Below are 11,590 nucleotides of genomic sequence, written 5' to 3'. Positions count from 1 at the left end.
ACTCAAAGAGAATGTGATGCCATAGCCAATGAACTTAATCGTCGTCCAAGAAAGAGGTTGGGCTATAAGTCACCCATCCACTGCTTCCTTAACTGTTAGGGTGTCGCGCTTCAAAACTGATACTAGGCATCTCCCGATAGCGATCATCCAGACGTTCAAGGCAGCGGCCCCGGCTGGAACTGCTGTTATAGCTCTGGCACTTACCCCGGCGTTCAAAATAGTCGTAGATCTTCGGTGCCACTTCCTGGGCACGGCCATCCAGCCGTGCTTCAAAAGCCATCTCCCCTTTCTGGTACAGACGCCAGCCATCGGCAATCTCATTCTGCATCTGCAGCCAGTATTCATCTGCCCGCACACCGGAATCAGCAATGGCCTGATTATAAACCTGGGACTGTTTACGATAGTTGAGATACTGACCACGCAGCTGCTTACGGAACTGGTCGTACGTCTGGTAATGGTCGGTAAAGTTGTTCATGGCCTGATCACGAACGAACTTGGAAACGATTTCCACCTTGCGGCGTTCCAGCTCGGTAATCAGATGATTGTCGGCATACACCAGACCACCAATCACCGATAGAAAGGTTTTTTCTTCCGCGCTATGGACGGCATCCGGCTGGTATTGAATGCCTTCAACCACCACAGATTTTTCTACCAGAGCCCGTCGCAGCATCTGGGCAAAGAATGCCTGCTGACGCTGCTCTGAAGTGGAAGGGTTAATGATCAGGTAGTCCACCAGCCATTTTTGGCCAAAGAAAACTGTAGGCCAGGCCACTACCAGAATCATCAAAAGAACCATTAGCGAACGACAGAAGCGAGTCGCCAGACGGCCTTTGATAATCAAATCTGCCAGCAGCAGACTGACACCAATACCACTGATCGTCCGGCCAAACAGTTCGGCGACATGCAGATCTTCAACGGTAGATTGCTGTCCACCGGCCACTGTCGTTAATACCGCATTAAAGACCGCTTCGGGGATCAGATAGAGCACCGAGCAGATCAACATAAAGGTCATCCAGGCAACGGGGGAACCACCGGTGCTGGAGTGTTTGGCCTTTTTCTTTTTGTTCTGTTCAGAACTGCCATGGTCATCCTGACCGTCACCCTGTTGCGCGTTACGGCGCAACAGTTCGGCAGCAAAAGGGCTGTTGGTCTGGGTCATATTCCGTGGCCAGGCAGTTGAATAAGAATCGCGTCAGACTGTTCGGTGTTCACTTCGCCATCTTTGATGTCCGGGAACTGGAACGCACTGTTGCTGACTGGGCGGGATTGTCTCGGCGCGGCTGGCTGATTAACCCGACGAAGATCGCCTTTCATATTGATGTAATAGCCTTCCTGGTAGTAACCGGTCATCTCAGAGAGGAAACGATCAAAGTCTGCATCCTGAGGCAGCTCGCTTACATACTTTCCGGCGACGGTGGTTGGCTGATACTGGTGGCGAGGTTTGGCCGAGGGGTACAATAGCTGACAAATACGATACGGGCTGGTATCAACAATCACTCCGTCCGGCAGTGACTTGCGCGGCAGACGAAGCAGGCGTGACTGATGGTAATCGGTACCGTTGATGGTATACGTCAACACCTTGATACCACGCTGATGAGCCATACCCTTGATGTACGGACGCTCGGCATAACCACGAATATCCAGATGCAGACCGGCATTCGGGCCAATCTTCTGGGCAATGGCTCTCAGGCCGGCACTGTTGCGGTAATCCTTGAACTTCTTATTGCGGTAGTAACGACGGCCAAACTCACTGGCGTTCTCGATGCGGTTTTGATAGTAACGGTAATAGGCATCGTTCTTGGTGCCTCTGCGAAGATCATTGACCAGTTGATCAACAGAGCTGGGTTGAGCCTGCTGAACCAGCCCCAGATACACGTCGTGATCAATTTCCCGCAGGGTTTCCAGAATCTCGATATCGCTGGCTGAGTAATAGTACGCCCCGGCACCAACGATCTTCTTCAACATATAGTCGAGTATGGCCAGATCCTTGCGCTCGGCATCGGATTTGATTTCCACATTCAATTTCTGATGAGGCTGACGCGCCTGGGCAAATGTAGAGAAAGCTTCATAAGCGGTAATCGGGCGGGCATTAATAATTTCACCGGTTTCCTTATCACGGAGGCGCAAACCGACAAAATCATCAATATCCATCCGTTCAATCTGGTAGCCTTCGCCATCAACGTGCACAGCAGCCCGACCGGTATGGGGATCATGGAAGTTCACCCAGGTATCATCCCGGAGCAGCATCACATCGATCTCAATCGAATCATAGTTATTGGTTGTGGCAAAAATAATGGCTTCCCGGCTGCTTTCCGGACGACGGAAGTCGCCTCTGTGCGCAGAAACCTCGATGGGACACAGCTCCGGCTTCAGCATCTTGATATCGCCAAAGCCTGACAGGTAAAGATCACGATCAGCCAACGCCAATTGGAGATCGACAACACCATCAACATCACTCCGAACATCTGCCGGGAAGTGTTTTAATTCAGGAGGAATAATACGGGGTGGCTTTTTTGGGGCAGACTGACAGGCCGTCAGGACAAAGGGTATCAAAAACACCAGCAGGTATTTTAATGGCGTGGGTAATAAAGGCATGTCCGCTTATGTTTTGCACTAACGAGAGAACGCGGGAATATAACGCCCCACCACCAGTGACTGATTGATTTATATCAACCCTGCCAAAACCACCGACTATTAATTTGCGACACACCCAATCAATTGATTAACCCCTGACCATAAAGCGAAAAATAAACCTTCACACTGTGATATTTGGATTAATTAGACACTTGTTTATCCCGAAACATATCCAACCGTGTCGTCTGCAATTCTCACCATAAACGACACCAATCATTTATTGCCAACATTGACAAAATACACACAGAAATATATTGTCACACCAGATAATAAATAAATTTATAGGGAGACACCTGTGAACCTGCCTGCTTCCATCCTTTCCACAATTGCCATCTGTGCTGTCGTATTCAGCGCCGTGCTCTTTCAGCCGGTACCACTGTCTGCAGCCGAAACGGTTGTCCAACCGGAAAAGCCTGCTGCCCAGTATCCCGATGTCCATATTCTTGCCGGTATTACCAAGCAAGTACCGATGACGGAGATCAACAGCCTGTGGCAGGAGTTTTATGCCCAGACCGGACTGCACGAACTGGTCAGCAACAAGCAGCCCAGCATCTATGTGCTCTACCAGGACATCAGTGAAGGGTTCGACAACGCCAGGATCACCATTGGATACGATGTGCGTGATTTGAAATCGACCATCGAAACACAACCGGTGCCCCGTGGCAGCTACCAGACGCTTTTGCCGGCTGGCAAGTACAGCCACGAGGAACTGTATGGCTGGTCCGATCTGGATTACAGCAAAGGTACCGAAGCCATTCTGGAACAACATAAGGTCGATCCATCCGGCCAGGTCATATCCACCAGTCTGCTGGTGCTGTATCGATAAGGGAGTGGGAGTATGGAATTTCTAAATACTATTAATGAATATATGGGCGCGACATGGCTGCCCAAACAGGTCTGGGACCTGGAACTGTTTGTCGATGACTGGTTCTTTGTACTGGCCATGCTGGTCTTTGTGGTCGAAATGACCCGCTATGTTATTAAAGGTCGATTTACCAAAGATCTGGCCGGTGACACTGTTGCCAACTTTATTACTCTGGCCGGTTTTATTAGCCTGACAGCCTTGATTGCCACAGGGTATACAGCCGCCTTTTTTGTCGCCTATGAATTCCGGATTGCCGATCTGCCCATCACAGGCTGGACCATTCTCGGCTGTCTGATTCTTGCTGATCTGGCTTATTACTGGGAGCACCGTTTCCTGCATGTCAACGGCTTTGGCTGGGCGACACATACCGTCCACCACAGCTCACCGCACTTTAATATTTCTGTCGCCTACCGCCATGGTCCGATGGATTGGTTCTTCCCGTTCTTCTTCCATGTACCGCTGGTGCTGATGGGTTTCCACCCGGTCATCGTATTCTGCTGCGAAGTGATAGTGCAGGTTTACCAGACTCTGCTGCATACCGAGAGTGTGCGTCGTCTGCCCCGCCCGATTGAAGCCATTATGAATACTCCGTCCCACCATCGGGTTCACCATGCCACCAACCGCCAGTATCTCGATAAGAACTATGCCGGCATCTTTATTATCTGGGACCGCATGTTTGGAACTTTTGCCAAAGAAGAGGAACCGGTAAAGTATGGCGTGTTCCCACGGATCAACTCCGTAAATCCGGTGAAGATCTTCTTCTCCGGCTATTTAAAGCTGGGCCAGCGACTCTGGTCCGCACCGAGCTGGAGTTATCGCATCAAACTGCTGTGCCTCTCGCCGACCTGGGCCTGGGAGCAGGAACAAAAGCAGAAGCAGGCAAAAGAACAGGCTGACGCGACCATAAAAACGACAATAAACCAACAGCCGTATCGGAAACCTGCATGAATGTAGCAATCATCAGTTGCAGCTCACGGGCCAACTCACAAAGTGCCCGTATCAGTGAACATCTTAATCAGCACTATTTCTCCGGCCAGGCCCGGATTCTCGATCTGCATACGCTGGATCTGCCAATCTGGAACGGCACCGGCTTCAAGGACCCTCGGGTTCTTGAAGCCCGGGAGACCCTGGCGGCTGCCGATGCCTTTATCTTTGTCGTCCCCGAATGGAATGGTATGGCCCCGGCAGCAGCCAAAAATCTGCTGCTCTGGTGCAACAGTCAGCAACTGGGCCATAAGCCCAGCCTGCTGGTTGCCATCTCTGCTGGCCAGGGTGGTGCCTTTGTTATCGACGAAATGCGCAGCAGCGGTTACAAAAATGCCCGCCTGCTCTATCTTCCGGAACACCTGATCCTGCGGGATGTGGAACAGCTTTGGCTGGCTCAACCTGAGCCGGCGCAGGAAAAGAGCAATGCCTATCTCGCCGGTCGTACCGCTTACTGCATCGAGATGCTAAAGAGCTACACTCTGGCTCTGTCGCCGGTTCGTCCCGCACTGATGGCTGGACTGGAGGAGCATCCTAACGGGATGTCTTAAGCGACTAAAAAAGTAGTCCAATAAGAAGCCCCGATCAGAACATACTGATCGGGGCTTCTTATTGTCTGGCTGAATGTTAGAAATACAAAGAGTTCATCAACCCCAGATTACGAGCCCGGGTCACCTTACGTTTGGCAGAACGCCCCAGGCTGTTGTACTTCTGATGGAACCAGTCCGCACCTTCTTCCAGCTCCTGTGCTGACATCAGCGCCGGCTTGAATACCGCATGACTGCAGTCATACATTGACCAGTCTTTGGTCAGCAGCCGGCCTTCGTTTTCCAGACGCTCATACAGCAGTGTTCCCGGGAATGGGGTAAGTATCGCAGAGGTGCAAGTATCCAGTTCGATCTCATCGACAAAGTCCAGTGTCTCTTCAAAGATCTCCGGACCATGCTGATCGAAGCCAAACAGCATGGCAGAGTCCACGGCGATCTGGTACTCATGCAGACGGGCAATATTTTCCTTGGCCCGGTCCACGCGCATAAAGCGTTTGCCGGAGGCATCCAGTGCACTTTGTGCCGGCGTTTCCAAGCCCACCAGCAGCGAGAACAGACCACTCTCTGCTGCCGCTTCCAGTAGTTCCGGATGTTCGGCAAAGTTCAGGGTCGCTTCTGCCATCCAGTTGATACCCAGAGGCTTGATCGCCTGGAACAGCTCCATGGCGTAGTCTTTGTCAGCCATCAGATTGTCGGCATGCAGTTCCAGGTATTGCAGGCCGGAGTTACGAATCTCATCGACCACCTCACCGACCGGACGATAGCGGAACGTCGGGAAAAAGCGATGAACCGCGCAGTATTCACATTTGAACTTGCATCCACGGGACACCATTACCATACCGAACTCACCATAAGCGGAAAGATCCATGGTCTGATGGGGCAACGGTTTAATCGTTTCCATGGCTGGAGGAGTAGACGACTCGTAACGCTTATCCAGGTAGCCCAGCTCAAAATCCTTTAGCAGAGTAGGCCAGAGGTTTTCTGCCTCGCCCAGCATAATGGCATCGGCATGCTGTAGGGTTTCGTCGGGAACAAAGGTGGCATGCAGGCCACCAAAAACCACCGGCACGCCCTGATTGCGAAAATAGTCACCCAGTTCATAACCCCGATAGGCATCGGGAGTGGACATAAAGATAGCCACCAGATCCGGCCAGACACTCGGGTCAGCCGGCCCCATACTGGTTTCATCCCACACTGTCAGATAGTGGCTGTCCGGTGTCGCTGCGGCCAGTGCGTTGATACTTTGCGGCGGTGTACCGGATGCTTTTTTATAGTCCTTGAACAGACTGTTGGCGGAGGCCTTGATAACCAGAATATTCATAACAGTCCCTTACCAATAGAAACAGGACACAGCGACACCCAGCCAGACCAGCATCAGACACCAGTAGGCGACAGGTTCATATTGGCGAGTGAACTCCCGGTGGAGCCAGACACTACCGGCCCATAAATCCCAGGCGACCCACACCAGCAGGGCAATACCGAGCCAATTCGTCCAGGGCATATCACTTCTCCAGATTCAGGGTTGCGAATCTCTGCCATCCTCGCGCCATAACTTACTCCAATATCAGAGTGCGGGCAGCAGAACTCTTTTGTTATCAATGACGACAATTTACTGCCCACGACATTTATTGTCAACAAAGACAAACAACAACTATTGAGCAGATCCACCTCTGGTGGATGCCTGCTATGAGTGGTTCTCAGAGATTTAGAAGGAGGAAGGGAGTCAGACGATAGGTGTTGTTTTCTGCACGCTCTGCCCGATACGCTGGAAAATAAAATCTGAAAACATACGCTTGCTTGCCGCCAGCACTCTGATGCCCTCTTCCGGTTCAAGGCTGAGCGCGAGATTAATCGTGGCGCTACTGAGATGCATCATCAGGAACAGCTGATCCCACACACCTTCACGATTTTCCGGGGGAATAAAAGGCTCAATTTTTTCCAGAAGCAACCCAGCGTTGGCTCGACTGTCTTTGATATCCATATCTTCGATGGTTTTATCAGCGGCAAGGCTGATCCAAACATCCCGAATAAAAGAGTTCCTGAGGTTCAAGGCCAGCATCTCGTCCAGAGCGCCGCTTAACGCCTCGATACAGTCTTCCGGTGTCGTAAATTCCTGGGCAAGTGCCGTTTTCAGAATACTCCGCATCTGATCGATATAACGTTCGGCCAACGCATGAACAATAGCCATTTTATTGGGAAAATACTGATACATTGAGCCTGCTGTTACGCCCGCGCGTTCAGCAATATCCTGAATTTTCAGATGTGCACTGCCTTTTTCTTCGATCAATTCCCTGGCGGCATTCAGAATGGCATCAACACGCTCCCGGCTCCTCTGCTGACTTGGGCTTCGCGCTTCTGTTTTTTTTGTTTGCACAACCTCTCCAACAGTTTCGTAACTCAGATGGACATCATAACGTATTGGCCCAAAAGCCAAAACCTTAAACTTTTTAAGATTATTGACGGAGGTCGATTTCATCCTTTAAGGTTCAAACCTTAAAAAATTTAAGATTTTACAAATAACAACATCAGGGCATAAAAAGAATGACTGACTCCCTCGACCGGGTGGCGATTATTGGCGCCGGACCTGCTGGACTGGCAACTGCCCGCGCATTGAAGGCGCTGAAGATCCCCTTTGATGTGTTTGAGAAACACAGCAATGTTGGTGGTATCTGGGATCGAAGCAACCCTGGTTCTCCCATGTACCGGACAGCACATTTTATTTCTTCACGCACCATGTCCGGTCATCAGGGCTTTCCCATGCCTGACCATTATCCGGACTACCCGTCCAATGAGCAGATACTGACGTATATCCAATCCTTCGCGAAAACCTTTGACCTTGAAGCCGACATTCGCTTTAACACGGTGGTCAATAATGTCCGGAAACAAGAACAGTATTGGCAGCTCGAATCCACCCATAATGGCCTGACGACGACAGAAAACTATCGTTGGGTTGTCTGTGCCAACGGCACGAACTGGCACCCAAACCGCCCCACCTTGAAAGGAGAAGAAAACTTTCACGGTAAGATCATTCATGCGGTGGATTATCACGATACCGCCATGCTCAGGGACAAGCGGGTTCTGGTGGTTGGTGCGGGCAACTCAGGTGTGGATATTGCCAGCGATGCCGGATTTAACGCGAAACAAGGTTATCTCAGTCTTCGCCGGGGTTATCACTTTGTTCCCAAACATATCATGGGAGAACCGGCGGATGTGTTCGGAGCCAAATCGGACTGGATGCCCATGTGGCTGAAGCAGAAGAGTTTCGGGTTCCTGCTGCGAATGCTTAACGGTGATCTGACCCGACTGGGCCTGAAAAACCCTGACCATAAAGTCATGACCAGCCATCCCATTATGAATACCCAGGTTCTTCATTATCTGCAGCATGGCGATTTAATTGCCAAGCCGGATATTGACCACCTGGAAGGTAACACTGTTTATTTTGACGATGACAGCAGCGCTGATATTGATCTGATCATTCTGGCAACCGGTTACCACTGGCGTATCCCTTACCTCAACAACCTTTACTTCCCCTGGAAGAACGAACGCCCACAGACTTTTTTGAAAATATTCAACAAAGACTATCCCAGCCTGTTTATTAACGGCTTTGTAGAAACCAATGGCGGAGCCTACAAACTTTTTGACGATATGGCCTTCCTGATCGCTAATGTCATTCAGGCCCAAAAAGACAATCCTCTGCAGGCTAAAACCATTCAAAGATATATTGAAGGGCCTGAGCCTGATCTCAGCGGCAATATCCGCTTTATCGACAGTGCCCGCCATACCGGCTACACCAATTCGCGTTCCTACCAGAAAGCCATGGAAACCATGCGTAAGGACTTTGGTTGGACTGAGGGGTATGAAAAACTGGCCGCTAAAGTTGGAATTTAGAAAATAACAGTACCCCGCACAGGCGGGGTTACTGATATTACGCCTATTGAATACCACCAAAACAGAGGTATTTGGTTTCCAGGTACTCTTCAATACCTTCCCGTGCACCTTCACGCCCCAACCCTGACTGTTTCACCCCACCAAAGGGAGCAACCTCGGTGGACATGACTCCTTCATTGATACCAACCATGCCGTAATCCAGGGCTTCAGCCACACGCCAGATACGGGAAATATCCCGGCTGTAGAAATAGGCCGCCAGTCCGTAAATGGTATCGTTCGCCATAGCGATCAGTTGCTCATCACTGGAGAAGCGCAACACCGGAGCCACCGGACCAAAAATCTCCTCCTGAACAATATCCATATGCTGTTCAACATCAGCCAGAATGGTGGGTTCAACAAACAGTCCATCCTGTGGTTGTCCGCCTTTGACGACACGGGAACCCTGCTCAACCGTACGCTCTACCAAACGCTGCAGACGCTGTTTGGCAGAGGCCTCGATAACAGGCCCGACAAAGACACTTTCATCCAGACCATTACCCAGAGTCAGCTGATCCACTGCGGCAATAAATTTATCCATAAAAGCGTCATAAACATCATCATGGATATAGAAGCGATTGGCACATACACAGGTCTGCCCGGCATTACGGAACTTGGACGCAAGGGCACCGGAGACAGCCGCATCAATATCCGCATCATCAAATACCACGAACGGAGCATTACCACCCAATTCAAGGGACATGCGCTTGATCGTTGGTGCGCAGTCTCTGGCCAGCAGACGACCAACCCGGGTTGACCCAGTAAACGACAACTTACGTACGGTTTCTGATGCGCACAGTACTCTGCCCACCACTTCCGGAGATTGATGAATCACCAGCTGTAACAGATCTTTGGGAATGCCTGCCTGATAAGCCAGTTCTACCACGGCATAGGCTGTCAAAGGTGTCTGGTTGGCAGGTTTGCAGACAAAGCTGCAACCAGCCGCCAGTGCCGGAGCGGCCTTGCGGGTAATCATCGCCAGCGGGAAGTTCCAGGGAGTAATCGCACCGACGACACCCACCGGCTGCTTGATAGTCAGCAGCCGTCTGTCACCGGTATGACCAGGGATAGTGTCGCCGCAGGCACGCTTGGCTTCCTCGGCGAACCACTCGATAAACGAAGCGCCATAAGCCACCTCGCCTTTGGCTTCTGCCAATGGTTTGCCCTGCTCAAGGGTCATCAACCGAGCCAGATCATTCTGGTTATCCATCACCAGACGATACCAGCGCTGCAAAACCAGAGCCCGCTCCTTGGCAGTCTTCTGCTTCCAGCTATTCCCTGCCTCTTCTGCCAGAGAGATGGCCTGTTCAATTTCGGCTTCCGTCTGGGTCGGGATATGCCCCAACAGTTCTCCGGTTGCCGGATTAACTACCGACAGGGTGTTATCTCCCGGTGCACACAAAATGGACAACAGTGTTTTATTATTAATTCGATCCATAACGGACTCTTGTGTTGTTATTGTGAATATTCAGTTCAGCCCTGCTGCAGACCGGGCATAATAAATTCAACCAGCTTGTCGTAAATCTCCTGCTCGGAATAACCTTCCAGGCTCCAGTGCCGGAGCGCCCAGACATTGCAGAAGAAATAGATCATATTGGCAGCCAGGAAAGTGTCGGTAGGCCGGAACACCTTTTCCTCAATGCCATCGGCAATAATTTTTTCCCAAAGCGCCATAAAGTCCCGTTCAATATTAAAAATACGATTACGGTTCTCGGCATTCAGAGCTCTGGTCTCCCGGTAAACCAGATTAATATGACGGCGGTTTTTGCTGACGTAATGAACATAGGCGCGGATCGCACTTTTCATCTTCTGGTCAGCCGCCTCTTTGCGCTTCAGTGCTTCTTTGAAGTAGGCGAAGATTTCTTCCATGCACACCTGGGTGATCATAAACAGGATGTCTTCCTTGGTGCGGATATATTTGTACATGGTCGGGATAGTGATCTCGGCAGCCTTGGCGATTTCCCGGATCGTGGCAGAGCCAAAACCCTTTTTGGAAAACACTTCACAAGCCCCTTTGAAGATCTGTTGACGGCGCTTGTCGGCTATGGTTTCCGGCTGGCTGCTCATAAAACTGCCAGATTCCACCGAAGGAGCCTCATCCTTAACCGGCTGCTCCGTTTTCACAGTGACTGCTTTCGATACCGGCACCAGACGATAACTGTGAGAAAAGTCAGCAATCAGGCTTTCGGGGGAATGACGCTCCTGCTCTTTCAGACGATAGAGCCGGGTCTGCCAGGCTGCAAGGTCAGGTCGTGCATAGATGGGTTCTGAAACTGCCAGTAATCGATGGCCTTCACCGGTTGTGAAAAAACGACGACTACTGTCTTCCAGATCCGCCTGCATCCCCGTATCGCAGGCCCGGGACGCGCCATTCTGGGCACAGGCATCAGCCACTGCGGTCAGCAGCCAGCGAGGCAATTCGCTGCCTGATGCAGGCAGTTGAGCAGAGACATCACTCCAGGCCACAACCTGATTGCCCTCGCCCTTCTCCATCCTGATATTGAGAAGCTGCTGGATATCTACACCACTCATAAACTCTCTGCTCCCTAACCTGAACCGCAACCGATACTCTGAATAGCCACAATCTGCGTAGCAATGCTCTGACTCTACCAAGGCTGGCGGTTTACGCTCAACC

General features: G+C 51.0%; 11 protein-coding genes and 1 pseudogene. 5 read left to right on the top strand and 7 right to left on the bottom strand.

What is annotated here, in order from left to right; translation table 11 throughout:
• Window positions 1-99: pseudogene (locus EHSB41UT_RS25050) on the top strand (IS30 family transposase); the annotation flags it as partial.
• Here the strand turns inward: EHSB41UT_RS25050 and EHSB41UT_RS18800 are convergent.
• Window positions 89-1,159 (bottom strand): hypothetical protein, encoded by a 1,071-nt coding sequence (locus EHSB41UT_RS18800; RefSeq protein WP_087112400.1) that lies wholly within the window; start codon window positions 1,157-1,159, stop codon window positions 89-91. The pseudogene EHSB41UT_RS25050 and the gene EHSB41UT_RS18800 sit on opposite strands and share 11 nt — an antisense overlap.
• Window positions 1,156-2,595: a glycerophosphodiester phosphodiesterase gene (locus EHSB41UT_RS18795; protein ID WP_087112399.1), complete on the bottom strand. Its 1,440-nt coding sequence runs from the start codon at window positions 2,593-2,595 to the stop codon at window positions 1,156-1,158. Before EHSB41UT_RS18795 ends, EHSB41UT_RS18800 begins: the two co-directional genes overlap by 4 nt.
• A gap of 334 nt (window positions 2,596-2,929) precedes the next feature.
• On the opposite strand from EHSB41UT_RS18795, the gene EHSB41UT_RS18790 reads away from it, so the two are divergent.
• The 3 genes from EHSB41UT_RS18790 to EHSB41UT_RS18780 are packed head-to-tail and all read left to right on the top strand — an operon-like array spanning window position 2,930 to window position 5,034.
• Window positions 2,930-3,460 carry a GyrI-like domain-containing protein gene (locus EHSB41UT_RS18790; RefSeq protein ID WP_087112398.1) on the top strand — a complete coding sequence of 177 codons (531 nt, stop codon included), beginning with the start codon at window positions 2,930-2,932 and terminating at the stop codon, window positions 3,458-3,460.
• Window positions 3,461-3,472: 12 nt separating this feature from the next.
• Complete coding sequence (locus EHSB41UT_RS18785; protein ID WP_087112397.1) at window positions 3,473-4,447, top strand: sterol desaturase family protein; 975 nt, start codon at window positions 3,473-3,475, stop codon at window positions 4,445-4,447.
• Window positions 4,444-5,034: an NADPH-dependent FMN reductase gene (locus EHSB41UT_RS18780; RefSeq protein ID WP_087112396.1), complete on the top strand. Its 591-nt coding sequence runs from the start codon at window positions 4,444-4,446 to the stop codon at window positions 5,032-5,034. The genes EHSB41UT_RS18785 and EHSB41UT_RS18780 overlap by 4 nt, the downstream gene beginning before the upstream one ends.
• A gap of 76 nt (window positions 5,035-5,110) precedes the next feature.
• Here the strand turns inward: EHSB41UT_RS18780 and EHSB41UT_RS18775 are convergent, their stop codons facing one another.
• The 3 genes from EHSB41UT_RS18775 to EHSB41UT_RS18770 all read right to left on the bottom strand — a co-directional run bounded on the left by EHSB41UT_RS18775 (window position 5,111) and on the right by EHSB41UT_RS18770 (window position 7,405).
• Entirely contained in the window at window positions 5,111-6,352 is a 1,242-nt protein-coding gene (locus EHSB41UT_RS18775; protein WP_087112395.1) for a B12-binding domain-containing radical SAM protein, read from the bottom strand.
• A 9-nt stretch (window positions 6,353-6,361) separates the two neighbouring features.
• Window positions 6,362-6,532 carry a hypothetical protein gene (locus tag EHSB41UT_RS24660; protein ID WP_165767328.1) on the bottom strand — a complete coding sequence of 57 codons (171 nt, stop codon included), beginning with the start codon at window positions 6,530-6,532 and terminating at the stop codon, window positions 6,362-6,364.
• Window positions 6,533-6,754: 222 nt separating this feature from the next.
• Window positions 6,755-7,405 (bottom strand): TetR/AcrR family transcriptional regulator, encoded by a 651-nt coding sequence (locus EHSB41UT_RS18770; protein WP_165767327.1) that lies wholly within the window; start codon window positions 7,403-7,405, stop codon window positions 6,755-6,757.
• A gap of 167 nt (window positions 7,406-7,572) precedes the next feature.
• On the opposite strand from EHSB41UT_RS18770, the gene EHSB41UT_RS18765 reads away from it, so the two are divergent.
• Window positions 7,573-8,919: a flavin-containing monooxygenase gene (locus tag EHSB41UT_RS18765; protein WP_087112393.1), complete on the top strand. Its 1,347-nt coding sequence runs from the start codon at window positions 7,573-7,575 to the stop codon at window positions 8,917-8,919.
• 43 nt (window positions 8,920-8,962) lie between these two features.
• On the opposite strand, the gene EHSB41UT_RS18760 is transcribed toward EHSB41UT_RS18765, so the two are convergent.
• Both EHSB41UT_RS18760 and EHSB41UT_RS18755 read right to left on the bottom strand, forming a co-directional pair.
• The gene (locus EHSB41UT_RS18760; RefSeq protein ID WP_087112392.1) at window positions 8,963-10,393 is read right to left on the bottom strand and encodes an NAD-dependent succinate-semialdehyde dehydrogenase; all 1,431 of its coding nucleotides are present in this window, start codon (window positions 10,391-10,393) and stop codon (window positions 8,963-8,965) included.
• A 35-nt stretch (window positions 10,394-10,428) separates the two neighbouring features.
• Window positions 10,429-11,487 (bottom strand): TetR/AcrR family transcriptional regulator, encoded by a 1,059-nt coding sequence (locus EHSB41UT_RS18755; RefSeq protein WP_087112391.1) that lies wholly within the window; start codon window positions 11,485-11,487, stop codon window positions 10,429-10,431.
• Between the last annotated feature and the right edge of the window lie 103 nt (window positions 11,488-11,590).

Origin of the sequence: Parendozoicomonas haliclonae, from assembly GCF_900174585.1 — a bacterium.
Lineage (GTDB): Bacteria > Pseudomonadota > Gammaproteobacteria > Pseudomonadales > Endozoicomonadaceae > Sansalvadorimonas > Sansalvadorimonas haliclonae.
This window is presented reverse-complemented; position numbering and strand designations above follow the sequence as displayed.

Excerpts from the sequence above, each read along its gene's own strand:
- EHSB41UT_RS18800 (WP_087112400.1), bottom strand. The coding sequence starts at position 1,159 with ATGACCCAGACCAACAGCCCTTTTGCTGCCGAACTGTTGCGCCGTAAC.
- EHSB41UT_RS18780 (WP_087112396.1), top strand. The coding sequence starts at position 4,444 with ATGAATGTAGCAATCATCAGTTGCAGCTCACGGGCCAACTCACAAAGT.
- EHSB41UT_RS18760 (WP_087112392.1), bottom strand. The coding sequence starts at position 10,393 with ATGGATCGAATTAATAATAAAACACTGTTGTCCATTTTGTGTGCACCG.
- EHSB41UT_RS18785 (WP_087112397.1), top strand. The coding sequence starts at position 3,473 with ATGGAATTTCTAAATACTATTAATGAATATATGGGCGCGACATGGCTG.
- EHSB41UT_RS18795 (WP_087112399.1), bottom strand. The coding sequence starts at position 2,595 with ATGCCTTTATTACCCACGCCATTAAAATACCTGCTGGTGTTTTTGATA.
- EHSB41UT_RS24660 (WP_165767328.1), bottom strand. The coding sequence starts at position 6,532 with ATGCCCTGGACGAATTGGCTCGGTATTGCCCTGCTGGTGTGGGTCGCC.
- EHSB41UT_RS18775 (WP_087112395.1), bottom strand. The coding sequence starts at position 6,352 with ATGAATATTCTGGTTATCAAGGCCTCCGCCAACAGTCTGTTCAAGGAC.
- EHSB41UT_RS18755 (WP_087112391.1), bottom strand. The coding sequence starts at position 11,487 with ATGAGTGGTGTAGATATCCAGCAGCTTCTCAATATCAGGATGGAGAAG.
- EHSB41UT_RS18765 (WP_087112393.1), top strand. The coding sequence starts at position 7,573 with ATGACTGACTCCCTCGACCGGGTGGCGATTATTGGCGCCGGACCTGCT.